Annotated in this window: 28 protein-coding genes and 1 tRNA gene; 17 read left to right on the top strand and 12 right to left on the bottom strand. The window is 68.2% G+C overall.

Annotation, left to right across the window (positions count from 1 at the left end; translation table 11 throughout):
- Position 1: 1 nt before the first annotated feature.
- Positions 2–484 carry an FHA domain-containing protein FhaB/FipA gene (locus tag ACZ5Z0_RS09225; RefSeq protein WP_464108146.1) on the bottom strand — a complete coding sequence of 161 codons (483 nt, stop codon included), beginning with the start codon at positions 482–484 and terminating at the stop codon, positions 2–4.
- Entirely contained in the window at positions 481–1,224 is a 744-nt protein-coding gene (locus ACZ5Z0_RS09220; RefSeq protein ID WP_464108145.1) for an FhaA domain-containing protein, read from the bottom strand. Before ACZ5Z0_RS09220 ends, ACZ5Z0_RS09225 begins: the two co-directional genes overlap by 4 nt.
- Positions 1,225–1,622: 398 nt before the next feature.
- On the opposite strand from ACZ5Z0_RS09220, the gene ACZ5Z0_RS09215 reads away from it, so the two are divergent.
- From ACZ5Z0_RS09215 to ACZ5Z0_RS09195, 5 genes are all read left to right on the top strand, one after another.
- Positions 1,623–1,705: transfer RNA gene (locus tag ACZ5Z0_RS09215), tRNA-Leu, on the top strand.
- Positions 1,706–2,018: 313 nt separating this feature from the next.
- Complete coding sequence (locus tag ACZ5Z0_RS09210; protein WP_464108144.1) at positions 2,019–2,762, top strand: hypothetical protein; 744 nt, start codon at positions 2,019–2,021, stop codon at positions 2,760–2,762.
- A gap of 85 nt (positions 2,763–2,847) precedes the next feature.
- The gene (locus ACZ5Z0_RS09205) at positions 2,848–3,972 is read left to right on the top strand and encodes a hypothetical protein (RefSeq protein ID WP_464108143.1); all 1,125 of its coding nucleotides are present in this window, start codon (positions 2,848–2,850) and stop codon (positions 3,970–3,972) included.
- The gene (locus ACZ5Z0_RS09200; protein WP_464108142.1) at positions 3,954–4,163 is read left to right on the top strand and encodes a hypothetical protein; all 210 of its coding nucleotides are present in this window, start codon (positions 3,954–3,956) and stop codon (positions 4,161–4,163) included. Before ACZ5Z0_RS09205 ends, ACZ5Z0_RS09200 begins: the two co-directional genes overlap by 19 nt.
- Entirely contained in the window at positions 4,153–4,287 is a 135-nt protein-coding gene (locus ACZ5Z0_RS09195) for a hypothetical protein (protein ID WP_464108141.1), read from the top strand. Before ACZ5Z0_RS09200 ends, ACZ5Z0_RS09195 begins: the two co-directional genes overlap by 11 nt.
- Before the next feature lie 210 nt (positions 4,288–4,497).
- On the opposite strand, the gene ACZ5Z0_RS09190 is transcribed toward ACZ5Z0_RS09195, so the two are convergent.
- Positions 4,498–4,995: a hypothetical protein gene (locus ACZ5Z0_RS09190; RefSeq protein WP_464108140.1), complete on the bottom strand. Its 498-nt coding sequence runs from the start codon at positions 4,993–4,995 to the stop codon at positions 4,498–4,500.
- A gap of 321 nt (positions 4,996–5,316) precedes the next feature.
- Here ACZ5Z0_RS09190 and ACZ5Z0_RS09185 point away from each other — a divergent pair, with 321 nt between their 5' ends.
- The gene (locus ACZ5Z0_RS09185; protein ID WP_464108139.1) at positions 5,317–6,141 is read left to right on the top strand and encodes a DUF1206 domain-containing protein; all 825 of its coding nucleotides are present in this window, start codon (positions 5,317–5,319) and stop codon (positions 6,139–6,141) included.
- Between the two features lie 8 nt (positions 6,142–6,149).
- Here the strand turns inward: ACZ5Z0_RS09185 and ACZ5Z0_RS09180 are convergent, their stop codons facing one another.
- Positions 6,150–6,839 (bottom strand): TetR/AcrR family transcriptional regulator, encoded by a 690-nt coding sequence (locus ACZ5Z0_RS09180; RefSeq protein WP_464108138.1) that lies wholly within the window; start codon positions 6,837–6,839, stop codon positions 6,150–6,152.
- 156 nt (positions 6,840–6,995) lie between these two features.
- Between ACZ5Z0_RS09180 and ACZ5Z0_RS09175 the strand changes: the two genes are divergently transcribed.
- From ACZ5Z0_RS09175 to ACZ5Z0_RS09160, 4 genes are all read left to right on the top strand, one after another.
- Complete coding sequence (locus ACZ5Z0_RS09175) at positions 6,996–8,381, top strand: flavin monoamine oxidase family protein (RefSeq protein WP_464108137.1); 1,386 nt, start codon at positions 6,996–6,998, stop codon at positions 8,379–8,381.
- A 62-nt stretch (positions 8,382–8,443) separates the two neighbouring features.
- Positions 8,444–9,358 carry a universal stress protein gene (locus ACZ5Z0_RS09170; protein WP_464108136.1) on the top strand — a complete coding sequence of 305 codons (915 nt, stop codon included), beginning with the start codon at positions 8,444–8,446 and terminating at the stop codon, positions 9,356–9,358.
- Complete coding sequence (locus ACZ5Z0_RS09165; RefSeq protein WP_138767878.1) at positions 9,355–10,881, top strand: APC family permease; 1,527 nt, start codon at positions 9,355–9,357, stop codon at positions 10,879–10,881. Before ACZ5Z0_RS09170 ends, ACZ5Z0_RS09165 begins: the two co-directional genes overlap by 4 nt.
- A 143-nt stretch (positions 10,882–11,024) precedes the next feature.
- A complete protein-coding gene (locus ACZ5Z0_RS09160) occupies positions 11,025–11,507 on the top strand; it encodes a pyridoxamine 5'-phosphate oxidase family protein (protein ID WP_464108135.1) in 483 nt (160 codons plus the stop codon).
- 22 nt (positions 11,508–11,529) lie between these two features.
- Here the strand turns inward: ACZ5Z0_RS09160 and ACZ5Z0_RS09155 are convergent, their stop codons facing one another.
- A complete protein-coding gene (locus ACZ5Z0_RS09155; protein ID WP_464108134.1) occupies positions 11,530–12,168 on the bottom strand; it encodes an NADPH-dependent F420 reductase in 639 nt (212 codons plus the stop codon).
- Positions 12,165–12,782 carry a hypothetical protein gene (locus ACZ5Z0_RS09150; RefSeq protein WP_464108133.1) on the bottom strand — a complete coding sequence of 206 codons (618 nt, stop codon included), beginning with the start codon at positions 12,780–12,782 and terminating at the stop codon, positions 12,165–12,167. Before ACZ5Z0_RS09150 ends, ACZ5Z0_RS09155 begins: the two co-directional genes overlap by 4 nt.
- 123 nt (positions 12,783–12,905) lie before the next feature.
- On the opposite strand from ACZ5Z0_RS09150, the gene ACZ5Z0_RS09145 reads away from it, so the two are divergent.
- Positions 12,906–13,289 (top strand): VOC family protein, encoded by a 384-nt coding sequence (locus ACZ5Z0_RS09145; RefSeq protein ID WP_464108132.1) that lies wholly within the window; start codon positions 12,906–12,908, stop codon positions 13,287–13,289.
- A gap of 87 nt (positions 13,290–13,376) precedes the next feature.
- Here ACZ5Z0_RS09145 and ACZ5Z0_RS09140 read toward each other — a convergent pair whose 3' ends face one another.
- Positions 13,377–13,781, bottom strand: coding sequence for a DUF5997 family protein (locus ACZ5Z0_RS09140; protein WP_138767873.1), 405 nt, complete (start codon positions 13,779–13,781; stop codon positions 13,377–13,379).
- Between the two features lie 89 nt (positions 13,782–13,870).
- On the opposite strand from ACZ5Z0_RS09140, the gene ACZ5Z0_RS09135 reads away from it, so the two are divergent.
- A complete protein-coding gene (locus tag ACZ5Z0_RS09135; RefSeq protein WP_138767872.1) occupies positions 13,871–14,608 on the top strand; it encodes a LysR family substrate-binding domain-containing protein in 738 nt (245 codons plus the stop codon).
- Between the two features lie 19 nt (positions 14,609–14,627).
- Here ACZ5Z0_RS09135 and ACZ5Z0_RS09130 read toward each other — a convergent pair whose 3' ends face one another.
- Both ACZ5Z0_RS09130 and ACZ5Z0_RS09125 read right to left on the bottom strand, forming a co-directional pair.
- On the bottom strand, positions 14,628–14,963 hold the full coding sequence (locus tag ACZ5Z0_RS09130; RefSeq protein ID WP_464108131.1) for a hypothetical protein: 336 nt from the start codon (positions 14,961–14,963) through the stop codon (positions 14,628–14,630).
- A gap of 49 nt (positions 14,964–15,012) precedes the next feature.
- Positions 15,013–15,699 carry a GntR family transcriptional regulator gene (locus ACZ5Z0_RS09125; RefSeq protein ID WP_464108130.1) on the bottom strand — a complete coding sequence of 229 codons (687 nt, stop codon included), beginning with the start codon at positions 15,697–15,699 and terminating at the stop codon, positions 15,013–15,015.
- A gap of 122 nt (positions 15,700–15,821) precedes the next feature.
- Here ACZ5Z0_RS09125 and ACZ5Z0_RS09120 point away from each other — a divergent pair, with 122 nt between their 5' ends.
- From ACZ5Z0_RS09120 to ACZ5Z0_RS09105, 4 genes are read left to right on the top strand one after another with little or no spacing between them, the layout of a single operon-like run.
- Positions 15,822–16,580, top strand: coding sequence for a LamB/YcsF family protein (locus ACZ5Z0_RS09120; RefSeq protein ID WP_138770291.1), 759 nt, complete (start codon positions 15,822–15,824; stop codon positions 16,578–16,580).
- A 49-nt stretch (positions 16,581–16,629) separates the two neighbouring features.
- On the top strand, positions 16,630–17,967 hold the full coding sequence (locus ACZ5Z0_RS09115; RefSeq protein ID WP_464108129.1) for an MFS transporter: 1,338 nt from the start codon (positions 16,630–16,632) through the stop codon (positions 17,965–17,967).
- Positions 17,968–17,998: 31 nt separating this feature from the next.
- Positions 17,999–19,696, top strand: coding sequence for a 5-oxoprolinase subunit B/C family protein (locus ACZ5Z0_RS09110; RefSeq protein WP_464108128.1), 1,698 nt, complete (start codon positions 17,999–18,001; stop codon positions 19,694–19,696).
- On the top strand, positions 19,696–21,483 hold the full coding sequence (locus ACZ5Z0_RS09105) for an acetyl/propionyl/methylcrotonyl-CoA carboxylase subunit alpha (RefSeq protein ID WP_464108127.1): 1,788 nt from the start codon (positions 19,696–19,698) through the stop codon (positions 21,481–21,483). The genes ACZ5Z0_RS09110 and ACZ5Z0_RS09105 overlap by 1 nt, the downstream gene beginning before the upstream one ends.
- A 99-nt stretch (positions 21,484–21,582) precedes the next feature.
- Here ACZ5Z0_RS09105 and ACZ5Z0_RS09100 read toward each other — a convergent pair whose 3' ends face one another.
- Complete coding sequence (locus tag ACZ5Z0_RS09100) at positions 21,583–21,804, bottom strand: hypothetical protein (protein ID WP_464108126.1); 222 nt, start codon at positions 21,802–21,804, stop codon at positions 21,583–21,585.
- 234 nt (positions 21,805–22,038) lie between these two features.
- On the opposite strand from ACZ5Z0_RS09100, the gene ACZ5Z0_RS09095 reads away from it, so the two are divergent.
- Positions 22,039–22,335 carry an antibiotic biosynthesis monooxygenase family protein gene (locus tag ACZ5Z0_RS09095; protein ID WP_186372194.1) on the top strand — a complete coding sequence of 99 codons (297 nt, stop codon included), beginning with the start codon at positions 22,039–22,041 and terminating at the stop codon, positions 22,333–22,335.
- 51 nt (positions 22,336–22,386) lie between these two features.
- Here the strand turns inward: ACZ5Z0_RS09095 and ACZ5Z0_RS09090 are convergent, their stop codons facing one another.
- Positions 22,387–22,986 (bottom strand): DUF6919 domain-containing protein, encoded by a 600-nt coding sequence (locus ACZ5Z0_RS09090; RefSeq protein WP_464108125.1) that lies wholly within the window; start codon positions 22,984–22,986, stop codon positions 22,387–22,389.
- 153 nt (positions 22,987–23,139) lie between these two features.
- Positions 23,140–24,138, bottom strand: a complete 999-nt coding sequence (locus ACZ5Z0_RS09085; protein ID WP_464108124.1) for a bile acid:sodium symporter family protein — start codon at positions 24,136–24,138, stop codon at positions 23,140–23,142.
- Between the last annotated feature and the right edge of the window lie 107 nt (positions 24,139–24,245).

The following is a 24,245-nucleotide window of genomic DNA, read 5'->3' as shown; positions in this document are numbered from 1 at the left end:
GCTACGGCCTCAATTCAATGACCGTCTTGCCGATTCTCACGGGGACACCCAGCTCCACCGGAAGCGCCCGGGTCAGCTGTTGATCTGCCAGATACGTGCCGTTGGTGGAACCGAGGTCCTCGATGAACCAGCGGCTGCCCTGTGGGAACAGGCGGGCATGCCGGCCGGAGGCGTAGTCGTCCTCCAGCACCAGGGTGGCTTCCTGGGCGCGGCCGAGCAGGATGGGGCTTGCGGCCAGCGCAAGCGTGGTGCCTTTGAGCGGGCCTTCGGTGACGACGAGTTGGCGGGCCTGCTGCTTCACCGGCGCCGGGGCTGGCTCGGCCAGGGCCGGGTTGCGGCGCACCTGGCGTGCCGTGGGGGCGCCGGCGGCTGCCTTGCGGCCGATCATCAGGTCACGGCGCATGGCCGACACGATGCTGAAGATGAGGACCCAGAGGAGAATCAGGAAACCAAAGCGCAGGGCGGTGATGGTCAGTTCACTCACGGGCGGCCGCCTGGGTTGGCGGGCAGAAGGCGGAAGATAATTTTGGTCCGTCCCATCGTGATCGTGGCGCCGTCGGTGAGCTCCGAGCTGCCCACAACTTTGTGGCCGTTGACGTAGCTGCCGTTCGTCGATCCCAGATCGATTGCCTGTGCAGTGCCTTGGCCCGTGCGGATTTCCAGGTGACGACGGGACACTCCCGTGTCGTCGATCAGGATGTCCGCTTCGGAGGAGCGGCCCAGGACCACCGAGGATGCATTCAGCGAATAACGCTGGCCATCAATGTCCAGCACAGGCTGGAGGTGGCCGGGCTGGCGGGTCGGGGCCGCCGGCACGGAACTCTGGGCCCCGGGCTGCGCGGGGGCGTTGCCGGCCTTTTCGGTCCGGGATTTGATCTCGAAATCGCCGGCGCGGCGTTCTTCGTCGCGGCGGAAACTGATGCGCACCGGACCCTGCAAGGTGTAGCCCTGGCTGCGGACGTGGTTGATGACGACGTCGCACAACTCTTCGGCCAGCGGCGTGCCCCATTCCTGGGCGCGCTGGAAATCGTCGCCGCTGAGGAGGACATCGAAGACGTTGGGTGCGAGGGTGCGGCCCGCGGCGATGGTGAGTGCCTTGTTGTCCACTTCGCGGCGGAGGTGGCTGGCGATCTCGACCGGCTCAACCTGGGCGCGAGAACCGGTGGAGAAGACTCCGCGGACGGCCTTTTCGATGCCGCGCTCGACTTTGTCCAGCAAGCCCATGGTCCTTCTCCTTTCCTGACGGCTGCGATGCAGCGTTTGTTCCGGAACTCGGTTTCCAACATTCGCGGGAGTCCGCCGTAATCGGGCACTCCTACATCAGATACTACTGGGCAAGGCTGGGAATGACCTTAATGAGCCCCGCCGCCCCGGGCCGTAAATTTGTCCCGGACAGGCGCTGACGTGCGCGGATGTCCGGGCTGCCGGGTCAAGGGCGGAGTCGGGGCGGCCCCGCCTGCCGGCCGCTCCGGTGCGCGGTTCCGGTGCGGATTTCCGGGGACTTTGGCGTCCCAGCTGCCCCGATTGGTGTTTTCCCGCAGTTGTCCGTTATGCTTGATCTCGCTGCTTTTACGGGGTTGATGGTCCGGAATACGGGCTCCAGCTTAGGTGAAAGAAGTTGCGCGCGAGTGGCGGAACGGCAGACGCGCTGGCTTCAGGTGCCAGTGTCCGAAAGGGCGTGGGGGTTCAAATCCCCCCTCGCGCACGCATCAGAACCCCGGTCTTCGGACCGGGGTTCTTTTTTGTCTCCACCCAGGCGGAGGAGATTCTCGCCCAAGCGAACCTCTTGGATCCGACACCGTCAGGACCCCAGGGCCCGAGCACCGCAAGGCCTTCGACATGGAGGAGTGGACGAAGCGGAACGCGCTCGGCATGGCCCCGATTACGGACGCTGAGGAGTTCAAGCGCTCCCTGCGCGCCTCACGCGCCCAGGACCCATCGAAGGGGAGGATGTTTCGGCGTCCTCCCCTTCTGCATGCCCGGGGACACGTTTTCGGCCCTCCGTACACATAGGAACCATGACCTTCTCCCGCAAACGCCTCGCCCTGTTCACCGCACTTATCGTCGCTGCCCTCGTAATCGTCGGCTTCCTCTACGCCAACTCCCAGAAGTCCCACAGCGCTTCCCCGAAAGCCGAAGCCAGTGCAGCCGCGTCACCGTCCGCCGACAGCGAGGACAGCTCGGCTGACTCCACCCCGGCCGACGGCACCGCACCCTCAGTCTCCGCCATCCCGGCTGGACCGCTGCCCGGAACCGCACCGGATGTGAAAGTTGTGCATTCCCCGGACGAGGTCGCCATTGACGAAAACCTCACCCCGGGCCAGTGCAGGGCCCGGACCGTGGACGCCGCAGCCGGACTGTACCTGCCGGACCCGGCCTGCACCCCGGGCGCCGTCGACCCGGCCGTGACGCAGGAGAACATAGGTTCCACTATCTGCAAATCCGGCTACACGACCACGGTCCGCGCCCCCGCCTCGGACACCGACAAGGTCAAGGCCCAGAGCCTGACCCAGTACGGCCAGACCAGGGCCTCATCCACTGAGTACGACCACCTCATCAGCCTCCAGCTCGGCGGCACCAACGCCGTGTCCAACCTGTGGCCGGAACCGAACCGGGCCGGCGCCCCGGGCACCACCAACCCAAAGGACGCCGTCGAGACGAAGCTGAACAAGGCCGTCTGCTCGCACCAGATCACCCTGGCGGCCGCGCAGAAGGCCATCGCGATCAACTGGGTGACCGCGGTCAAGGACCTGGGTCTGTAGTTCGCAGCCCCGCTAGACGTCGTCCGGTCCCTTGGGTTTCCTTACGGCGGCACCGGCGCTGACGATGGTGAGGGTGTGAGCGCCGATGAGTGAACCCTCCGAGCCAAAGCGGATTCCACTGTGGAAGCTTGAGGAAATGGCCGGCGGCCAGGCGCCCGCGGACGGCTGGCGGGGGCACGCATCCCCAATGCTGTCCGGATGGGATGCCGCACCGGTCCGCACCGAAGCCGCCTACAGGGACGTCGTACCGCGCCGCGCCCCGTGGCCGCTGCGGGTCCTTCGCGCGCTCGGGCGCATGGTGGCGCAGCTCTTCAAAGCTGTCGGTGTCCTCGCCGCCGCCGCCCTTCTGTTCGCTGGGGCCCTGTACCTGCACGGTGACCTGAAACCTTCGGCCATCCTGGGCGGTCCCGCCCAGCAGCCTGCCAGCGGCTTGCCCAACCCGCTGCCGCCGCTCAACATCCCGGTCCCGGGCCCGGCTGCGGCGCCCCCGGCCGATACCAGCGGGGGTTCCAGGCGTGTGGTTACCGACCACCCCACCCCGGGGCGCGAAGAACATGCCGCCCCGCTCGGATATCCGGCACCTGTCACGGCCAAGTCCGGTTCGTACGCCTTCACCCACACCGGTGACGACGGCAAACCGCTGACCTACGACCCGTGCCGCCCCATCCACTACGTGACGCGCGCGGCCAACTCACCGGCCGCCGGACCGCAGTTCATCCAGGAAGCCATTGCTGCAGTATCCCGGGCTACCGGGCTGGTGTTCATCAACGACGGCGCCACCACCGAAGCGCCCTCCGCGCAGCACGAGTCCTACCAGCCGGCCAGGTACGGGGACCGCTGGGCCCCGGTGCTGATCGCCTGGGAAACCACCGCCGAGGAGCCCCGCTTCACCAACAACCAGGTCGGCACCAACGTCATGGGCTTGGGCGGCAGCGAAGCTGTCAGCATCGGCGGCTCCGGGTTCGCCTACGTCAGCGGCCAGCTGGAACTGAACGGGCCCGGCATGCAGTCCATGATCAACCGTGAAGGACTGGCCCAGGCCCGCGGAGTCATCGAGCACGAACTCGGCCATGTCGTCGGGCTCGACCACGTCCAGGATCCGACCCAGTTGATGAACCCCTCCGACACCGTCGGCGTGACCGCCTACCAGGCCGGGGACCTCAATGGCCTCGCCATCCTTGGACAAGGAGCGTGCCGCCCCGGCCTCTGACCGGCATCGACAACGTCCGGCTGGTCGCGCTGTGCGGCGGCCAGGACCGCACCGCCCTCGAAGACGGGAACTGGGAGTACGAAAGCCCGATGGAGGGACTGGGCATCGGCCAGCAGCTCGGCTGGCTCACTGGTAGGCTCGCGGCGGACCCTCCAAGCCGGCCAAAGCGTCAGCGTCAGCGTGAGCGCTGACGGTTTCGCGCCGGGCGCCCCGGTAACCGCCGTCGTCTCTTCCCCCGGACTGGGGAAGACCAATGACCAGTCCGTCGGCGCCTTCACTGCGGATGTGTCCGGTGTTGTCACGCCCCGGCCCTGAACGCTGCCTCACCCGGTCAGGCCGTACCGGTCAAGTTCTCCATCGCCGGTGCTGCGGCGACCTTCCAGGATGTCGTCGCAGCCGGATACCCCCAGCAAGTCCCGGTCGCGTGCACTGTCCCGGACCTTTCAAAAACCACCCGACCCCGACTGTTTCCGCTGCCTCCGGCACGGGGCCACGTTCGGTTCGGCTGCGCGGACCAGGGCGGCCTCAGTCCGCAACGACGGACATCGGCAAGCCAAAGTTGTTCCCGACCGGGGTGATGCTGTCGATTTGCCAGCCCCCGGCGGACGCCCTGAATGTCGCGATCTGCGGCAACGAGTATTCCTCGGGGACGTTGCTCGGGCCGTTGGTCGCCGAAGCCAGATGCTGCTCCGTCAATTCCTTGAAATGGACGGACGCTGCAGCGCCCTTAACCTCCATCGGCTCCACGGTCACCGTCGTCGAAAAGGAGGTGTACCAGAATCCGAAGGACTTGAAGCGGGCCTTCGACTGCGTGACCACTGGCAGGTCGCGGTCCCGTTTGGCCCGGTAGTCCGCCGTCGTCTTCGCCTCGGGTAACCGCGGGGCCGGAGGGGTATCGAGGGCAGTGCCGTTCCGATCCTCGACTGCCGCCTGGATGATGGCCGCGAACTCAGTCGAAGAAGGGGTGGCCACCGCGGCCGGCGCTGCCGCCGCTGCAATGGGGGGCGTTACATTCGACGGCACTGCGTTGGGTTGACCTGGGCTCGGCTGGCAGCCGGCCAAAGCGACCCCGAGCAGTGCCGCCGCAACCGCTGTTCTGGTCATCACCGAGCGCCAAAACCTCATTGGTCCCCCTCCAAGAGTGATTATTGCCGCCACCCTAGCCCGGCTTGCGCCTGCGAGCCAGCAAGTCAGCGTCTTCGGGGGAGGATCGTCTTTTGCCAAGCCCCCACGGGTCTGTCGGGTCGCCGCGGACGGAACTACACTGAAGCATTCCGTGACGCCGGCGGCCTGCTCGTCGCTGAAGGGCAACCGCAATCAAGTTCATACCGGGAAGGGCTGGCCATGGGCAACGCCTCGCAGAAGGCCAATCGGGCAGCATCAGAAGCGGCGTCGGCGAGCCGAAGCCCCGCATTTCAGATGCTGGCACGCGCCGGATATGTCTTCATCGGGCTGGTCCACATCCTGGTCGGCGCCATTGCCCTGCAAATAGACAAGGGGCAGGGCGGCCAGGCCGACCAGTCGGGCGCAATCGGATCGCTGGCCTCCAAGCCCGGCGGCCCTTTCCTGCTCTGGGCGGGTTTCGCGGCGTGTGCCGCCCTGGCCCTCTGGATGGTCGGCGAGGCCGTGTTCGAGGCCCGTTCCGAATCCGACCCGAAGAAGAAGTTGCAGAAGGCGGCGTCGGCCGCCGGGAAGGCTGTGGTGTTCGGTTTCCTGGCCTTCACCTTCGCTGTCTTCGCCTCGGGCGGCAGCAAAAGCTCCAGCCAGTCGGCCAGTGACTTCACTGCCAAATTCATGGCGGCGCCGGCCGGTGTGGTGCTGCTGACCGCCATTGGACTGGCAATCATCGGCGCGGGCGTCTTCTACGCCTACCGTGGGCTCACGCGGAAGTTCATGAAGGATTTGCAGGATCCGGGCAAGGCCCGCACGGCGGTCGAGTGGATCGGCACCATCGGCTATGTCGCCAAAGGCGTGGTGCTCGCCCTGGCCGGTGTCCTCATCGTCGTCGCCGCGGCCACCGCGGATCCGTCGAAATCAACGGGCCTGGACGGCGGCCTGAAAACCCTTGGCTCCCAGCCGTATGGCGTGTTCCTGCTCGCAGCCGTCGCGGCAGGGCTGGTCGCTTACGGCGTGTACTCGATGGCCCGCGCGCGCTACGGAAAGCTCTAGCCTGCACCTTACGTGCGCAGTGCCCCGAACCCGGCAACCAGTGCCTCAAGCCCGAGGCCGAAAGCCACATCCGCCTGGTTCGCGTAGCCCTGATCGCCGAGGCTGCCCACGGCGGCGGAGAAGTTCGGCGTCGAGGCCGCCAGGCTGCCGGAATCAAAGATGTCCGCCGGGGCCGTCACATCGTATGCGGAGCCGAAGATAAAGGACTCCAGGGCCACAATCGCTGGAACGATGCGTTCTAGCGGGAAACCTGCCCGGCGAAATCCTGCACTAACGGCCTCGTACATGGCAAGGGTCTTGGGGGCATCCGCGACCGGGAGCACCGCAATCACGGGGATCAGCGGCGTGTGCCGGGAGAAGACATCGCGGTAACTCCAGGCCCAGTCCCGCACCGCCTGGTCCCAGGGTTCGGTCTGGAACGCGGACACGTCCACGAACGACGTCAGGTGGTCCTGGATAAGGACCAACACCTCCCGTTTGGAGGCCACGTGGTTGTAGAGGGCCGACGGCGCCACATTCAGCGAACGGGCAAGGGCGGCCATGGTGAATCCGTCATAACCGCTCTTGCGGACCAACTGCAGCGCGGCGGCCGTGATGCCGTCCAGGTCGAGAACGGCCGTGGGGGGCCGGCCCACGCGGCGGCGCTGCTTGGCATCGGGGCGGTGCGGCTCCGCTGTGGCGCTGGTGGCTGCCGGCATTCCGGTCCTTTCTACTGGGCTGTCCCCTGGATTATTCCACCGCACGTGACTTTGCGTCGGGGTCTTCCCTCTTTCCAACCGTAGCGCTATAGTCATCCTAAATGAATGGCATTCATTTAGTGGTTCGCATCACTCCGCGGCCACAGAGAGGACATCATGCTGGAACTTGACCGCGACGTCGTCATCGTTGGAGCCGGGCCGGCCGGCCTGACCGCAGCCCGGGAGCTGCGGAAGGCGGGACTGAGCGTCGCCGTGCTGGAGGCGCGCGACCGCGTGGGTGGCCGGACCTGGACGGACACCATCGACGGCGCCATGCTCGAGATCGGCGGCCAGTGGGTTTCACCGGACCAGACCGCGCTGCTGGGCCTCCTCGATGAGCTCGGCCTGAAAACCTACGACCGCTATCGCGACGGAAAGTCCGTGTACATCGGCGCCGGCGGCAAGCGCACGCTCTACACCGGGGAGACCTTCCCGGTCAGTGACACCACGGCGGCCGAAATGGACAAGCTGACCGCCCTGCTGGACTCCCTCGCCGCGGAAATCGGCGCCACCGAGCCGTGGGCGCACCCCAAGGCCCGCGAGCTGGACACCATCTCCTTCCACCACTGGCTGCGCGCGAACTCCGCGGATGAGGAAGCCTGCAACAACATCGGCCTCTTCATCGCCGGGGGCATGCTGACCAAGCCCGCGCACGCCTTCTCCGCCCTGCAGGCGGTGCTGATGGCGGCGTCGGCCGGCTCCTTCACCAACCTCACCGATGAAGACTTCATCCTGGACCGGCGCGTCGTCGGGGGCATGCAGCAGGTCTCGCTGCTGCAGGCGGCGGAACTGGGCGACGACGTCGTCCTCTCCAGCCCGGTGCGCACGATCAACTGGGCGGAGAGTGCCGCCGGCCACCGGGCGACCGTGGTGTCGGACCGCGCAACGGTGAATGCCCGCTTCGTGATCATGGCCGTCCCGCCGAACCTCTATTCCCGGGTCTCCTATAACCCGCCGCTGCCGCGCCGCCAGCATCAGATGCACCAGCACCAGTCGCTGGGCCTGGTCATCAAGGTGCACGCCGTCTACAGCACCCCGTTCTGGCGGGAAGATGGACTGTCCGGCACCTGCTTCGGGGCCGATGCGCTGGTCCAGGAGGTCTACGACAACACCAACTTCGAGGATCCCCGCGGCACCCTGGTGGGCTTCGTCTCGGACGAAAAAGCGGACGCCATGTTCGAGCTCAGCGCCGAGGACCGCCGCGGCGCCATCCTCGAATCAATCGCCGGCTTCCTGGGTCCCAGGGCGCTGGAACCGGAGGTCTATTACGAGTCTGACTGGGGCTCGGAGGAATGGACCCGCGGTGCCTACGCGGCCAGTTATGACCTGGGCGGACTGCACCGCTACGGCAAGGACCAGCACGCCCCGGTGGGACCGATCTACTGGGCATCCTCCGACCTCGCCGCCGAGGGCTACCAGCACGTCGACGGCGCCGTTCGGATGGGGCGTGCGACGGCGGCCCGGATCGTCGCCGCCGCCGACCGCACCCCGGCCGGCCGCTAAAGCCCGGCACGCACGTCCCTATCCGCAAACCCTTATCCCAAAGAAACAGAGAGGTCGGCCAGATGCGTTACGTAGTGGGGTATTCAGCCAATGCCAGAGGCCGCGATGCCGTCAATCTGGCCGTCTCCCTGGCCCGCGGCCGTGGCGCGAGCCTGGACCTGGTGGTGGCCATCCCGGACGCCGGAGTGTTCAACGCGGCGCACGCGCCCGCCGCAGGCTATGACAGCTACCTGCACCAGCAGGCGAGCGAATGGCTCGACGAAGCGCTGGCCCTGGTGCCCGCGGACGTCCCGGCGCAAACCCACATCCGCAGCGGTGAATCGGATGCACAGACCCTGATCGAGGCCTGTGACGAGTTCCAGGCGGACATGCTCGTCATCGGCGCGACGAGCAACGGGCTGTTCAAGCGCTTCACCGTCGGTTCCGTGGCCAGCGCCCTGCTGCACGCCGCCACCGTCCCGGTGGCGCTGGCCCCGCACGGTTACCACCGCCGCGAGGCCCTGACCCGCGTCAGCTGCGGACTCGGAGACCGCCCGGGCGCGGAAGAGTTGCTGGACTTCGCCGTCTCCATGGCAGTGAACCGGGAAGTGCCGCTGCGCGTCGTCTCGCTGCTGACCCTGGACGACGGGGACTCGGCGGAAGCCGCCGAGGCCGCCCGCGACTACGCGAGCAAACACCTTGCGGCAGCCCTTCCGGCCACCGCGTCCGGCGGCTCGCTGGCCGGCCAGGCCGGCGTCGTGGTGGCCCAGGGCCGCAGCGTCGAGGAGGCGGTGGACCGGCTCGAGTGGGAGCCCGGAGAGGTCCTGCTCATCGGTTCGAGCCGTCTCGCCCGGAACCGCTCCATCTTCCTGGGCAGCACCGCGAACCGCATCCTGCGCGCGCTGCCGGTGCCGATGATCGTGGTCCCCAGTGATTACGAACTCAAGAACTTGTCCCATTCAACGTCGAATGACACCTCCCGAGAGGCACGAGCATGACCACCGAACACGCGACCTCCAAGGCCGCACACACCGAGCAGCGCCACGGCCTGAGCGAAAAAGGACTGAAAGCCGGATCGGTGGGGCTGATCGGCGCCGTCGTCATCGGTGTCTCCTGCATCGCGCCGGCCTACACCCTGACCGCCGCCCTGGGCCCGACGGTCTCCGAGGTCGGCGTCCACTTGCCGGCCATCTTCCTCGTCGGCTTCCTCCCCATGCTGCTGGTGGCCTTCGGCTACCGCGAGCTGAACAATGCCATGCCCGACGCCGGCACCTCGTTCACCTGGGCGTCGCGGGCGTTTGGCCCGTGGATCGGCTGGATGGGCGGCTGGGGGCTGATCGCCGCGACCATCATCGTGCTGTCCAACCTGGCGGCCGTCGCCGTCGACTTCTTCTACCTCATGCTGGCGCAGCTCTTCGGCAACCCTGACCTGGCGGACCTGACCACCAACCTGCCGCTCAACATCGCCACGACCCTGGTCTTCATCGCCCTCGCATGCTGGATCTCGTACCGCGGCATGGAAACCACCAAGACCGTCCAGTACGTGCTGGTCGCTTTCCAGCTGCTCGTCCTGGGCTGGTTCGCCGTCGCCGCCTTCAGCCACGTGGCCAACGGAACGGCCTTTGACGCCACCGCCATCGCGCCGGACTGGTTCAACCCCTTCGCCGTCGAGTCCTTCTCCGCCTTCGCGGCCGGCGTTTCGCTCTCCATCTTTATCTACTGGGGCTGGGACGTCACGCTGACCATGAACGAGGAGACACGGAACCCGGAGAAGACCCCGGGGCGCGCCGCCACTGTCACGGTCTTGGTCATCGTGGTTATCTACATGACTGTCGCGCTGTCCACCCTGGCCTTCGCCGGCATCGGTGAAGAAGGCCTCGGCGCGGGAAACCCGGAGAACCAGGGCAGCATCTTCGCCGTCCTCGCCGGTCCCGTGATGGGCCCGTTCGCGATCCTGATGTCGCTGGCCATCCTCAGCAGCTCGGCCGCGTCGCTGCAGTCCACGTTCGTGTCCCCGGCGCGCACCCTCCTGTCCATGGGCCACTACAAGGCACTGCCGCACAAGTTCGGCAAGATCAGCCCGAGCTACAAATCGCCGAGCTACGCCACCGTTGCCTCGGCCGTGGCTGCTGCCGCGTTCTACGTCATCACGCGCACTCTGTCCGAGAACGCCCTGTGGGACACCATCACGGCCCTGGGCATGATGATCTGCTTCTACTACGGCATCACCGCCCTGGCCTGCGTCTGGTTCTTCCGCGCCCAGGCGTTCAGCGGTGCGCACTCTTTCTTCTTCAAGTTCCTGGCCCCGCTGCTGGGTGGCGTCATCCTGCTGGTGATGTTCGTCAAGACCGCCTACGACTCGATGGACCCGGGGTACGGTTCAGGTTCCTCCATCGGAGGTCTCGGCCTGGTCTTTATCCTCGGGATGGGCGTGATCCTGCTGGGGGTGGTGCTGATGCTGGTCATGGCCCGGCTGCGCCCCGAATTCTTCAAAGGCCAGGTGCTGTCCCGGGGCAACTGACCTGGTCCATTACTGCCGGCATCCGACCGCCGAAGGTCCTCCTCCTGACAGCCGCCTGGCGTGCACCTTGAAAAGTAAGCACGCTTATCAATAGGCTGGCGGTAGGGGGACCTTCCCCGTTGGATCAAGAACGAGGTGAGCGCATGTCGGACGCACAGGACATCAGCGCGGTGACAGAGATCATTAACGATTCGCGGATCGGGATGTTCACCACCATCAACGAAAAGGGCGCCCTGGTCAGCCGGCCGCTGGCCGTCCAGAACGTCGAGGACGACGGCGACATGTGGTTCTTTACGTCGGCCGACACCTCGCAGGTCGCCCACATCACGGCCAACCCCACCGTCAACGTGTCCTTCGGGAAGCGTACCGAATGGGTTTCCGTGGCCGGCACGGCAGCGGTCGTCACGGACCGGCAGAAAATCCGTGACCGCTGGAACCAGGCAGTCGAGGCGTGGTTCCCGGACGGCCCAGAAACCCCGGGGGTGGTCCTGCTGCGCGTCGATTCGGACTCGGCCGAGTACTGGTCCAGCCCGGGCGGCACGGCCGCGACCGTCCTGCAGTGGGTGAAGTCGAAGGTCACCAACAGCCGGATGAGCGTCGGGGAAAGCGGCACGGTCGAACTCTAGGCCGGCCGGACCGGCGGCGTGCTCAGTCGATGATCTTCAGCGCCGTCCCCCAGTTGAAGGACTCGTAGGCCGGGTTCAGCTGCAGGCCGATCACCAGCAGTTGCATCCCCTCCAGTTCGCGGGCGTGGCGCAGTGCCCCGACCTGGAGGGGCCGGAGTCCTGCCGCGGCGACAAAGGCGGCCACCTCGTTCCGGGCCGCCTCGGAGTCGGAGGCGATGAAGACGTCCAGCGGCATGCCTTTCGCGGAGCCTTCTGCCAGGGTGCCCGCGAAGGTCGTGTTGAACGCCTTCACCACCCGGGCGCCGGGGAGGAGCTTGGCCACCTCTTCCGCCGCGGAAGTCCCCGGCTCGACCTCCAGCGAGTCCCTGGTCTCCATATTCACCGGGTTGCTGATCTCGATCACCGTCTTGCCACTGAGCGTGTCGCCATAGTGGGTGGCGACCTCCTTGGCCGGCTCGAAGTAGAGGGCCAAGACCACGATGTCGCCCTCGGGCACATCGCCCAGGCCCCCGGACGCCGTGTTGGAACCCAGTTCCGCCGCGAGTTTGGCGGCGTTGTCCGGACTCCGGTCCAGGACCTGGACGGACCGTCCCGCGGCGACCGCCCGGAGGCCGATCGCCCGTGCCATGTTGCCGCTGCCGATAATCGTGATGTCAGTCATCGTGCCCCTTCATTGGAAAACTGCAGCGCGCCGGCGGCGCGTTCTGCTTCCGCCAGCGCTTGTTCCAGGCGGTCGACGGCGGTGCTGTAGCGGCCGGGTGTCCCGCGGTCCGGGCCGGATCCATGGCGCAGCCGCTCGGCTGTCCTCATCGCCTTGAGCATGGCGGAGGTTTCCGGCCGGAGCGGATCGCTCATCGCCGGGAATTCGATGCAGAAGGCGGGGTCCAGCTCGTAGCGCCGCCATCGTGCGAGGGCCTCACGGTGCCGCTCGGCCGCGGCTGCGTCGGCGGCCGACGCGTCCCGGACGGCCTGCCGGACCTCCCGCCAGCGGAACAGTTTTGGTGTCCACCGGTAGCTGAGGGCGGCCGCTGCAACGGCAAGGGCGGTGAGCAGCAGCCCGGTCGGAGGGGACGCCAGCGACGGCAGCAGGACCGCGGGGGCGATGATGGCGAGTCCTGCGAAGCCGTCCCAGAAGACCGCATCCGGCAGGCCGCCGTCGGACGCTTGGTGCTTTCGCGCGAGGTAGACCGACCCGGCCGCGGCGGCAATCACTAGAAGGGCGAGGGGTAGGATTTGTAGGGCCCACAGCGGACCGGATCCCGACAGTGACGGCATCGCACACCTCCTGCGGAACCCGTCCCGGGCGGGCGCTGTTCCGCTGATTCCATTGGAATCCATCGCGGCCGGGCCGTCAATGGCCGGTTCCCGCCCGGTCCGTCCCGGCGTAGCCTAGGGCGCATGCGACTAAAAATGTGCTCCATCCACGTCAAGGACCCGGCGTCCGCCCACGAGTTCTACACCGGTGTTTTGGGCTTTGAATCACTGATGGCGCTGCCGGAACACAACCTCTACATCATCAAGGATCCGGAGGGCGCGGGCGGCGGCTCGGTGGGACTGCTGCTGGAGCCGAGCGATAACCCGATCGGCGCCGCCTACATGAACGCCTGCCACGACGCCGGCCTGCCGGCGATCGTGTTCGGCGTCCCTGACGTGCGGGCCGAGTACGAGCGGCTGGCGGCTAAGGGCGTGATGTTCCAAGGCGAACCCTCGGAGGGCCCCGGCGGCACGACAGTCGTGCTCGACGACGGCTGCGGGAACTACGTGCAGCTGCACCAGGACTAGGCGCGGTACCCCGCCGTTTCGACGGTTCCCTGCCGGCAGGGCGGTTGGCAGCGTCGAGTGGGCACGGAACCGTCGAAACGGCGGCGGCTACTCGGCCTTGGCGCGGGCCTTCTTGGCGTCCTTCTTCGCAGCCTCGTCCTTGACGCGCTGGGCTTCGGCGCGGACTGCCGCGTGGGTGGCGCGTTCGGCGACCAGCCACGCCGGGGGAGCCTGCAGCAGGGCAGTGATTTCCGCCGTCGTCAGCGCTTCCTCGACGCCGCCGCGGGCCAGGCCGCTGATGGAGACGTTGAGCTTCTGCGCGACGACCGGGCGCGGGTGCGGGCCGGTGCGCCGCAGTTCGGCGAGCCACTCCGGCGGGTTGGCCTGGAGTTCGGCGAAATCAGCGCGGGTGATGACCGAATCCTGAAACTCCTGGGGTGTTGCGGGCAGGTAGATGCCAAGCTTCTTGGCAACGGTGGCCGGCTTCATGGACTGGGAGTTTGCAGAGGTCATGCTTCAAGGGTATCCGGCGGGATGCGCGGAGGGCACCATCCAACCGCCGGACCGGAGCCCTCCTGCGGTGCGGACGGTACTGTGAACATGTGTCCGCAGAAGAAGAAACCGCCCAGCCCCACGACGATTCGGTACCCGAGACGCGGGAGCTGAGCTTCGCGTACGTGGCCGGGGTGACACCCGGCAAGTGGATCCGCCGCTGGGAAGAGCGGATGCCCGACGTTCCGCTGCGCGCCTTTATGTCCGACGACGGCGCCCAGCTGACCGTGCTGCGCGACGGCACTGCGGACCTCAGCTTCGTCCGGTTGCCGGTGGAGCGCGAGGGCCTCAGCGTCATCCCGCTTTACGAAGAGCAGCCCGTGGTGGTGGCGCCGAAGGGCCACGAAATCTCGGTGTTCGAGGAGGTCGCGTTGGCGGACCTGGCCGCCGAGACTTTCCTCGATGTTGCCGGCCTGGGCGGACCCGAGCAGGCCCTGCAGGTGGTCGCCAGTGGCGCCGGCCTGGTGGTCCTGCCGATGTCTGTGGCGCGCCACTTCAACGTCAAGGACACCGTGGCCCGCAAACTTACCGGGGCGCCGACCACCGAAATCGCCCTGGCCTGGCCGAGCGATTCCACCGACGAGGTGATCGAGGAGTTCATCGGAATCGTCCGCGGCCGCACCGCGGCCAGCTCACGGCAGCCGTCCGCGCAGCAGGAGAAGCCCAAACGCGAACCGAAGCCGGACCGGCGCGGCCCCGCCGTCAAGAAGCCGAAGGTGGCGCAGCGCTACGCGCCGAACCCGGACAAGGGCCGCGGCAAGGGATCACGGAAAAAGGGCAAGCGCTAGGCGGCCGCCCGTATGCCGGCTACTTGGCGCAGGCGTCCTGGAGGGCCTTGATCGAATCGGCCGGCACCTGGTCGCCCGAATCCGCGATCTTCTTGAGCGGCGTCGTGATCTCCGCGGGCATGCCGGCGGCCTGGGCGCCTGAGACGAGGCTGCCCAACGCCTTTTTGTCCGACGCGCTGACCAGGCCGTCCGCCACGAGGGAGCAGGCCTGCTTCTTGACCTCGTTGCCGGCCGCGGTGGCGACCTTGGAGGCGCCGTCGCTGACGGCCTTGTCGGTGGCCTGCTGCACCTGGCCGCAGCCCGAAAGGGCAATCGCGAGGACGGCAAGGGACGCAGCGGCGAGGGTGCGTTTCATGTTTTCAGCCTAGCAAGCGGCCGGTGGGACCGTCCCCGGACGGCCCCACTCACTCCCCGTGGACGGCGCTCTGCTTCTCTTCCGAGCGGTCGAGGTAGGCCAGCAGGAGCTCCGCGGCCCGGTCCGGTTTGCCCGCTTCGAGCGCGGCGCAAATCTGTTCGTTGTCGTCGAGGTAGCTGCGATAGAAATGCGCGTCCACGGTGGCCTTGTGGAAGAACAGGCGCATCTCGGCAAGGACCTGGGACATGATGGTGTCCAGCCGGCGGCTCCCGGCCAGGGCCACGATCGCGCGGTGGAAATGCTGGTTCGCGGTGCCCAGGGCCTCTTCGTCGTCGGCCGCCGCCGCGGCCTTCCCCTCCTCGACCGCGGCGCGGACCGCTGCCACCCGCTCCGGGCTCCCCCCGCCCCGAAGGGCCGCGACCTCGACGGCGCGCCGCACCGTGTACACATCGTGGATGTCGCCGGGGGCCAGGCTGGCCACAAAGACCCCGCGGTTGGGGTGCCGGACCACCAGCCGTTCCGCGGCGAGTTCGGCAAAGGCCTCACGGACGGTGTTGCGGGAGACGCCGAGTTCCTCTGCAATCGTCGACTCGGTCAGCCGGGTGCCGGGCAGCAGCACGCCATCGGCCAGCTGCTGGCGGAGTTCTGCCGCAACCCGGTCCGCCACCGACGGGACGGCGATGCGCAGGCGCGCCGCGGCCGCCAGGGCTCGGGGGCCAGCGTCGGAAGTCGTCATAGTGCCGAATCTACACGATTGTTCCAAGTGGGAATCGTCGGATTGTTGAACAATCCAACAGAATGGTGCATCCTAGTAGGGGCTAAGCAATGAGACGAGGATCACACATGGCAAACAGCGGGCTGACCACCATCGACTTGAACAGCGACGTCGGCGAGTCTTACGGACGGTGGAGCCTCGGCGACGACACCGCGATGTTCCGCTCCGTATCGAGCGCCAACGTTGCCTGCGGTTTCCACGCCGGGGATCCCTCCGTCATCCGAAAGACCTGCCGCGAGGCGGTCGCCGCCGGCGTCATGATCGGCGCCCACGTCGGCTACCGCGACCTGGCCGGCTTCGGCCGCCGCTTCCTGGACATCGATCCGGGCGAACTGGCAGACGACGTCGTCTACCAGATTGGTGCCCTGCAGGCCCTGGCAGCCGCGGAAGGCGGCAGGGTCAGCTACGTCAAGCCGCACGGCGGCCTGTACAACGCGATCGTCGCGCACACCGCGCAGGCGCGGGCCGTCGTCGACGCCGTGAAGTCCGTCGATCCAAACCTCGCCATACTGGGCCTTCCGGGCTCGGAGGTGCTCCGCCTGGCCGAGGCGGCCGGGCTGCGTGCGGTCACCGAAGCCTTCGCGGACCGCGCCTACAACCCGGACGGCACCCTGGTGTCCCGCACGCTCCCCGGAGCCGTGCTGCACGACCACGCCGAAGTCACCGAGCATGTGCTCCGGATGGCCGCCGACTCCGCGGTCCGCACCATCGACGGCTCCATCCTGAAGATCCGGGCCGAGAGCATCTGCGTCCACGGCGACTCCCCGGGAGCCGTCGCCATGGCCGCCGCGGTCCGCGAAGCGCTCAACGCCGCCGGCATCGGCACCGCCCCCTTCATCTAGGCAACCCAAACCAACCAGCCCAGGCACCACCCGCAACTGGAGGAACATCATGTCCACACCGAACCAGGCCGCTCCGGCGGGCAGCAAGAAGAAGCTGCCGCCCGGCGCCCTCAAGGCCTACATCGCGAGCCTCACCGGCACCTCGCTGGAGTACTACGACTTCGCGATCTACTCCGTGGCTTCGGCGCTGATCTTCCCCAAGATCTTCTTCCCGGTCGGTGACGAGCTGGTGGGCCTGCTGCTGTCCTTCTCCACCTTCGCCGTCGGTTACCTGGCCCGCCCCATCGGCGGGGTGATCTTCGGCCGCCTCGGCGACAAGATCGGCCGCAAGCACGTCCTCGTGGTCACTCTGATGCTGATCGGCGTCGCCACCGTCCTCATCGGAGTGCTGCCCGACTACTCGGCGATCGGAGTCGCCGCCCCGGCCATCCTGGTGCTGCTGCGCCTGGCGCAGGGCATCGGCGTCGGCGGCGAATGGGGCGGCGCGGTCCTGCTCTCCAGCGAATTCGGCGACGCCCGCAAACGCGGCTTCTGGTCCTCGGCCGCCCAGATCGGCCCGCCGGCCGGCAACCTGATGGCCAACGGCGTGCTGGCCCTGCTCGCTGCAACCCTCAGCAACGAGGCGTTCCTGTCCTGGGGCTGGCGCGTGGCCTTCCTGGCCTCCGCCCTGCTGGTGGTCTTCGGCCTCCTGATCCGGCTCAGGCTCGAGGAAACCCCCGTCTTCAAAGCCATCCAGGCCCACGGCGAGGCGCCTAAGGCCCCCATCAAGGAGGTCTTCACCAAGGAACCCCGCGCCCTGCTGGCAGCCGCCCTGTCGCGCATCTGCCCCGACGTGCTCTACTCCCTCTTCACCGTCTTCGTGGCTCTGTACGCCACGAAGCAGCTCGGCATGACCACCGGCAACGTCCTTGGCGCCATCCTGATCGGCTCCGCCTTCCAGCTCGCCCTGATCCCGGCCGCCGGAGCGCTCACGGACCGCTTCAACCGCCGCCTCGTTTACGGCATCGCCGCCGTCGGCACGGCCGTCTACATCCCGCTATTCTTCCTGATGATCCAGGGCAAGTCCGTGCTGATGCTGACCATCGGCGTCGTGATTGGCCTCGCCTTCCACGCCTTCATGTACGGGCCGCAGGCTGCCTACATCACCGAGCAGTTCCCCGCCCGGCTGCGCTACGCCGGCAGCTCGCTGGCGTACACCCTGGCCGGTGTGATCGGCGGCGCCGTCGCCCCGCTGATCTTCACGGCGCTCTACGCCGCCACCGGCAACTGGTCCCTCATCGCCGGGTACCTCGCGGTGTCCGCCGTGGTGACCGTCGTCGGCCTCGCAATCGGCCGGAACCCGCAGACCAGCGAGGAAGAGCGTCTGCTGCAGGAAGCCCGCGCCTAGGCGGCGCGGGACCTTGGAGACGGCGGCGATCATGGAGGCAGCAATGGATACGGTGGCAGCGCGGCAGGCGGCCGGCCACAAGGTGAACGCGGTGCGGGCGGTGGGGACCCGGGCCGTGCTCGCCGAGCTCGGCGGCACGCCGGGCGTGCTGGCGCTGCAGGCCCAGCTGCTGGAGCACCCGCTGCCCGGCCAGCTGGACGTGCTCGCCGCCGCCGAGACCGTGATGGTGACGGCCGACTCGCCCGCCTCCGCGCGTCGGATCGCCGCGCAGCTGCTGCGGCTCGACCTCACCGCCCCGGTACAGCGCGACGGCGGCCTCGTGGTCATCGACACCGTCTACGACGGCGAGGATCTCGCCGAAGTTGCGGAGCTGACCGGCCTGGGCATCGACGGTGTGATCGCCGCGCACACCGGCCAGCCGTGGACCGTGGCGTTCGCCGGCTTCGCCCCGGGCTTCGGCTACCTCGTCGGCGACAACGAAGCCCTCCACGTTCCCCGCCGCAGTTCCCCACGGACGGCCGTGCCCGCGGGGTCCGTGGCGCTGGCCGGAAACTACTCGGCCGTCTACCCGCGCCGCTCACCCGGCGGCTGGCAGCTGATCGGCCGCACCTCCGCCCGGATGTGGGATCTGGACCGCGAGCAGCCCGCCTTGGCCGCACCCGGTTCCCGGATCCAGTTCCGCGCGGTCCGCGAGACCGTGCAGCTGGCAGCGGAGCCGCACCCTGAAGGCGCCGCGACGAAGGTGGCCTCGGGACTCCGGATCGTCTCGCCCGGCCTGCAGAGCCTGATCCAGGACCTCGGACGCCACGGCCACTCCGGACTGGGCGTCTCCGCGGCCGGTGCGCTGGACCGTGCCTCGCTGCGCCGCGCCAACCGGCTCGTCGGGAACGCGCCCGGCGCAGCCGGTATTGAGACAGTGGCGATCGAAACGGTCGCCGGCGGACTCACCGTCCAGGCCGTTGGGGACCAGGTCCTGGCCGTTGCCGGGGCCCCGTCCGACCTTGCCATCACCACCCCGGCCGGCCCCGAGGCGGGGCCGGCCCGCCGCACCGTCCCGATGGCCACCCCGTTCGCCCTGCTCGACGGCGAAACCCTCAGCATCGGCGCGCCCACGAGCGGCTTCCGCAGCTACCTCGCGGTCCGCGGTGGCGTGGACGCCGACCCCGTCCTCGGCAGCCGGTCCACCGACACGATGTCCGGGATCGGCCCCGCGCCGCTGGCCGCCGGGCAGCTCCTGGCCTCCGGCGGCGACTCCGAATCCGGCGTCGTCGGCCATCCGGAACTGCAGCCCGAGTTCCCCGGCACCGGAGTGACGGTGCTCGACGTCGTCCCCGGCCCCCGCGCTGCCTGGTTCGACGCCGAGGCGCTGGCTTCCCTTACCCGCCAGGACTGGGTGGTGAAACCGCAGTCCAACCGGGTGGGCATGCGGCTGGACGGAACCCCGCTGCAGCGCACCCGGGAAGGGGAGCTGGCCAGCGAAGGAACCGTTGCCGGCGCGCTGCAGGTCCCGCCCGAAGGCCTGCCCGTGCTGTTCCTCGCCGACCACCCGATCACCGGCGGGTACCCGGTGATCGCCGTCGTTGTCGACTCGCAACTGGACCGCGCCGCGCAGATTCCGATCGGCGGGACCATCCGCTTCCGTTGGGCGGAGCCCGGCAGCACCCAGCAACCCACCCCCGAACCGACCACCCCCGAACACACCGCCGCCGAACACGAAGTGAGTAGCTGATGCGCAAGGTCCTGATCGCCAACCGCGGCGAAATCGCCGTCCGGATCGCCCGGGCCTGCGACGACGCCCAGCTGGCGTCCGTCGCCGTATACGCCGACATCGACGCCGACGCGGTGCACGTCTCCGCCGCGGACGAGGCCTTTGCCCTGGGCGGCAATTCGCCCGCTGACACCTACCTGAACATTCCCAAGCTGCTGGACGCGGCGGCGGCATCCGGCGCGGACGCCGTGCACCCCGGCTACGGTTTCCTGTCCGAGAACGCCAACTTCGCGCAGGCGGTCCTCGACGCCGGACTGACCTGGATCGGGCCCGCGCCTGAGGCAATCCGCCTGCTCGGCAACAAGATCACGGCCCGCGAAACGGCCGTCCGGGCCGGGGCGCCGCTGGTGGCCGGCAGCGACGGGCCCGTCGGCTCCGCGGCGGAAGCCCGCGCCTTCGCCGAGCAGCACGGACTGCCGATCGCCATCAAGGCGGCCTTCGGCGGCGGCGGCCGCGGCATGAAGGTGGTCCGCGCGCTTGAAGAAATCGAGGAGGCCTTCGACTCCGCCGTCCGCGAGGCGGTCGCCGCCTTTGGCCGCGGCGAGTGCTTCGTGGAGCGCTACCTCGACCGGCCGCGCCACGTCGAGGCCCAGGTCCTGGCGGACACCCACGGGAATGTCGTCGTCGTCGGGACCCGCGACTGCTCGCTTCAGCGCCGGCACCAGAAACTCGTCGAAGAAGCCCCGGCACCGTTCCTCACGGACGGACAGCGGCGCCAAATTTATCAGGCGTCCAAGGCCGTCTGCCGGGAGGCCGGCTACTCCGGCGCCGGCACGGTGGAGTTCCTCGTGGCGGCCGACGGCACAGTCGCCTTCCTGGAGGTCAACACGCGCCTGCAGGTGGAGCACCCCATTACCGAGGAGACCACCGGGATCGACCTGGTCCAGGAGCAGTTCCGCATCGCCGCGGGGGAGCAGCTCCGTATCACCGAGGACCCGGCGCCCCGGGGGCACTCCTTCGAATTCCGGCTTAACGCCGAGGACGTCGGCCGCGGCTTCCTGCCCTCACCCGGCACCATTGCCGAGTTCTCCGGCCCCACCGGCCCCGGGATCCGGCTTGACTCAGGCGTCCGCTCCGGCTCGTTCGTCCCGCCGCAGTTCGACTCCCTGCTGGCGAAGCTGATCGTCACCGGCGCGGACCGGCAGCAGGCCCTGCGCCGGGCCCGCCGCGCCCTCGCCGAACTCAGCATCACCGGGGTGGCCACCGTGCTGCCGTTCCACCGGGCCGTGCTGGAATCCCCGGACTTCACCTCCGAGACGGCGCTGGGCATTCACACCCGCTGGATCGAGACCGACTTCGCCGACCACGTCTCGATCGCCGCCGACCCCGGCTACAGCACCACGGCGCCCGACGGCGAACGCCGCACCATCACCGTCGAGGTTGACGGCAAGCGCCTCGCCGTCGGGCTTCCGGCCGACCTGCTGGACGGCTGGGCACGGTCCGGCCGGGCGATACCCGGCGGCCTCCCGGCCGGGGTTTCGATGGATGGCGCGGAGGGAACCGCTCCCGACGGCGCCACCGCGGGCCCTGCGGATCCTGCGGAACTGCGGGCCCACATGGCCGGTACCGTAGTGAAATGGCTTGTCCAGCGGGGGGCCGGGGTCGCTGCCGGTGATCCCGTCGTTGTGCTCGAGGCGATGAAGATGGAAACCCAGGTCGCCGCGCACCGGGACGGCACGGTCACCGACCTGCGCACCGAAGCCGGCGGCGTGGTCACCGCCGGAGCGGTGCTGGCGCTGATCGGGTAGCGTTGCCGCCGGCGTTCCCGACGGCGCCGGGTTGAGCAAAAGGGTCCGTCCGGTTGAAACCGGACGGACCCTTCTCAGTTTGGTGGGACAGAATTTTGGCTAGTCGACGTGGCCGGAGAGCGCAACGAGGACGCCAGCGGTGGCGAAGAACTTGTTGCTGCCCAGGTCGCGGATCGTTTTGATGCCCATGCCGGCGAGCAGTTCGTCGTGCTTCTCCGTAAGTCCTGCCAGCGCTGACGGGGGCGCGGCCAGCACTTCGTCGAGGCTCTTGTCCTCGTAGGCCTTGTCGAGTTTCTTGCCAAGTTCGATTGAAATAGCCATGATCATCCTTTGCTCGATACGGAACAACCTGCAGATTCTGGCTCCGGACCACTGCGGCCCCGGGCCGGACCGCCGGAGAAACTGGCGGTCCATGGTCACAGGCTAGCGCAGGTTTGGCCTTGGCAGGCGTCATCGGGCCCGGGAGTTGGCCGGGCAATCCGGCCCTACCGGGTGCTCGTCTCCGGGAACATAATCGGCCATATCAACCCCGTACAGAGAATGGAGGTGGCAGCCATGTCTGTCTACACGCTTGGAATCTGGCTGGTTCACCCGGGACGCGAGAACGATTTTGTCCAGGCCTGGCGTGATCTGGCCAGGAAAACGCAGGAGGATTACCCCCATACCCGGGCTGTGCTGATGCACGACCATGACGTCAAGAACCGGTTTATCAGCACCGGCCCGTGGGAATCACTGGAACAAATCGAGCAATGGCGGGCCTCAGCGACGTTTACCCAAGGGGTGGAGGCCATGCGCGAGCTGCTGGAGCACTTCGAGTCACGCACCCTCGACGAGGCAGCCAGCATCGGCTAGACCCGCCGCCGTCGCGGGCGGAACCTGGGGAGGCGCGCCGCGGACCGCGGTTCACCCAGCCGTTAGAGCATCCAGTACCGCCGCCAGCAGCACGCCGTCGCGTCCCCATACGGGGTCGAAAACCTCGACGTACCAGGACTCGGCCAGGACCAGCGCCAGCGATTCGTTGGCCTCGGCCGACCAGTCCTGAAGCTGGTCCGCTTCAATCGGGCTTTCGCTCGTGCCCAGCACGGTGACGATCTCGGCGCCCTGCAGGGTGACGGGAATCGAGGCCCGGCTCATTTCCCCCGGAGCGTGCGCAACGGTCACGAATTCGGTCCGTGACGAGAGGTCCAGCAGTCTGCCCGCCGACTCCGGCGTGCAGAACCCCGTCACGTACGCCCGCTGCGCGTTACCGCCCTCGCTCAGCCCGGGCTGCGATTCCTTGGTGAACAGCCCGTTCCGGTTCAGTTCCGCCAGCTGGCCGGCGATCGGCTCGGTCTCCGCGTCGATGCCCGGGGTGAAAGTTCCGGGCTGGTACTGGCTCCGGCCCTCCAGCCAGCGTGCGGTCAGTTCGCCGGCCGCAGGGATGGTCGTCGCCTGCCGCCAGACCTGCCGGTCTGCCAGCAGCCTGCCGAAGCCGTCCCGTTCAGTTGTGTACTGGTCGTCCATGAGCGGGTTCCACCTCCCTGCCGTGCCTAGCGGTCCCTTCATCCTCCCGACCGGGCCCTGCCCCCGCAAGGCAAGTGCCCTGTGCCCGTCACGCAGGGCAACAGAGTTCACACGATGGGAGAAGCACCGGGGCCGGCAAGGTCCCCGCGGGGATCAGGCGTCGCGCAGCGGCCGGCGGGCTAGCCAGGCGGCAACGATGGCGCCGGAGATGTTGTGCCAGAGCGAGAACACGGCCGAGGGCAGCGCGGCCAGCGGGCTGAAGTGCGCCGTGGCCAGCGTCGCGGCGAGCCCGGAGTTCTGCATGCCCACCTCAAAGGCCAGGGCGCGGCGGGCTTTGTCGTCCAGGCGCCCGAGCTTTCCGGCGAGGTAGCCCAGGCCCAGGCCAAAGCCGTTGTGCAGGACCACGGCGAGGAAGACGATGCCGCCGGCGGCGACGATCTTGTTGGCGCTGCCGGCCACCACAATCGCCACGATCAGCGAGATGACGACAGCCGAGGCCCAGGGCAGCGCCGGGAGCACCCGGGCGACGAGCTTCTTCAGGAACAGGCGTGCCAGCAGGCCTGCGATCACCGGCAGCAGCACCGTCTTGACGATATCCAGCACCATGCCGGCGGCGTCGATCTGCAGGTAGGACCCGGCCAGGAACAGAACCAGCAGGGGAGTGACAAGCGGGGCGATCAGAGTCGACACGGAGGCGACGGCCACGGACAGGGCAACATCTCCCTTGGCCAGGAACGCCATCACGTTCGACGCCGTGCCGGACGGCGCGCAGCCGACCAGGATCAGCCCGACGGCGAGTTCCGGCTCAAGCTGCAGCGCCTGGGCGATCAGCCACCCGGCTCCCGGCATGATGACGTAGTGCGCCACGATGCCCAGCACGACGGCCCACGGGCGCTTCGCCACGGAGGCGAAATCCGGCGGGGTCAGGGTCAGGCCCATGCAGAACATGATGATGCCGAGCAGGTAGGGCACGCTCGGCGCCAGCGGTTTGAACGCGCCCGGCAGGAGGAAGCCGGCGACGCCGGCGGCGGCCACGAGGAGCGGAAATACGGTGACCGCAATCCGGGCGATCTTCGCCTCGGCGGCGAGGGCGGGATTGACCGGGGCGTCCGCGTCAGTGCGGGACTCTGGGGATTTGGTTGCCTCAAGCATCCAAGCATGGTGCCACCAGTGTCTGCGATGCGGCCACTTTATGACCAAGGGGCGGACGAGTATGTCATATTTATGGCGGGGCTAACGAGAGTGCGATGGCCAACGGG

This window comes from Arthrobacter sp. T2-23, from assembly GCF_055398325.1.
Note: the sequence above shows the minus strand (reverse complement) of the source record. Positions and strands in the feature narration are given on the sequence as shown.

Coding starts and splice junctions, on each gene's coding strand:
- ACZ5Z0_RS09220 (WP_464108145.1), bottom strand. CDS start 1,224: ATGGGCTTGCTGGACAAAGTCGAGCGCGGCATCGAAAAGGCCGTCCGC.
- ACZ5Z0_RS09210 (WP_464108144.1), top strand. CDS start 2,019: ATGACCTTCTCCCGCAAACGCCTCGCCCTGTTCACCGCACTTATCGTC.
- ACZ5Z0_RS09205 (WP_464108143.1), top strand. CDS start 2,848: ATGAGTGAACCCTCCGAGCCAAAGCGGATTCCACTGTGGAAGCTTGAG.
- ACZ5Z0_RS09185 (WP_464108139.1), top strand. CDS start 5,317: ATGGGCAACGCCTCGCAGAAGGCCAATCGGGCAGCATCAGAAGCGGCG.
- ACZ5Z0_RS09180 (WP_464108138.1), bottom strand. CDS start 6,839: ATGCCGGCAGCCACCAGCGCCACAGCGGAGCCGCACCGCCCCGATGCC.
- ACZ5Z0_RS09175 (WP_464108137.1), top strand. CDS start 6,996: ATGCTGGAACTTGACCGCGACGTCGTCATCGTTGGAGCCGGGCCGGCC.
- ACZ5Z0_RS09170 (WP_464108136.1), top strand. CDS start 8,444: ATGCGTTACGTAGTGGGGTATTCAGCCAATGCCAGAGGCCGCGATGCC.
- ACZ5Z0_RS09165 (WP_138767878.1), top strand. CDS start 9,355: ATGACCACCGAACACGCGACCTCCAAGGCCGCACACACCGAGCAGCGC.
- ACZ5Z0_RS09160 (WP_464108135.1), top strand. CDS start 11,025: ATGTCGGACGCACAGGACATCAGCGCGGTGACAGAGATCATTAACGAT.
- ACZ5Z0_RS09155 (WP_464108134.1), bottom strand. CDS start 12,168: ATGACTGACATCACGATTATCGGCAGCGGCAACATGGCACGGGCGATC.
- ACZ5Z0_RS09150 (WP_464108133.1), bottom strand. CDS start 12,782: ATGCCGTCACTGTCGGGATCCGGTCCGCTGTGGGCCCTACAAATCCTA.
- ACZ5Z0_RS09145 (WP_464108132.1), top strand. CDS start 12,906: ATGCGACTAAAAATGTGCTCCATCCACGTCAAGGACCCGGCGTCCGCC.
- ACZ5Z0_RS09140 (WP_138767873.1), bottom strand. CDS start 13,781: ATGACCTCTGCAAACTCCCAGTCCATGAAGCCGGCCACCGTTGCCAAG.
- ACZ5Z0_RS09130 (WP_464108131.1), bottom strand. CDS start 14,963: ATGAAACGCACCCTCGCCGCTGCGTCCCTTGCCGTCCTCGCGATTGCC.
- ACZ5Z0_RS09125 (WP_464108130.1), bottom strand. CDS start 15,699: ATGACGACTTCCGACGCTGGCCCCCGAGCCCTGGCGGCCGCGGCGCGC.
- ACZ5Z0_RS09115 (WP_464108129.1), top strand. CDS start 16,630: ATGTCCACACCGAACCAGGCCGCTCCGGCGGGCAGCAAGAAGAAGCTG.
- ACZ5Z0_RS09110 (WP_464108128.1), top strand. CDS start 17,999: ATGGAGGCAGCAATGGATACGGTGGCAGCGCGGCAGGCGGCCGGCCAC.
- ACZ5Z0_RS09105 (WP_464108127.1), top strand. CDS start 19,696: ATGCGCAAGGTCCTGATCGCCAACCGCGGCGAAATCGCCGTCCGGATC.
- ACZ5Z0_RS09100 (WP_464108126.1), bottom strand. CDS start 21,804: ATGGCTATTTCAATCGAACTTGGCAAGAAACTCGACAAGGCCTACGAG.
- ACZ5Z0_RS09095 (WP_186372194.1), top strand. CDS start 22,039: ATGTCTGTCTACACGCTTGGAATCTGGCTGGTTCACCCGGGACGCGAG.
- ACZ5Z0_RS09090 (WP_464108125.1), bottom strand. CDS start 22,986: ATGGACGACCAGTACACAACTGAACGGGACGGCTTCGGCAGGCTGCTG.
- ACZ5Z0_RS09085 (WP_464108124.1), bottom strand. CDS start 24,138: ATGCTTGAGGCAACCAAATCCCCAGAGTCCCGCACTGACGCGGACGCC.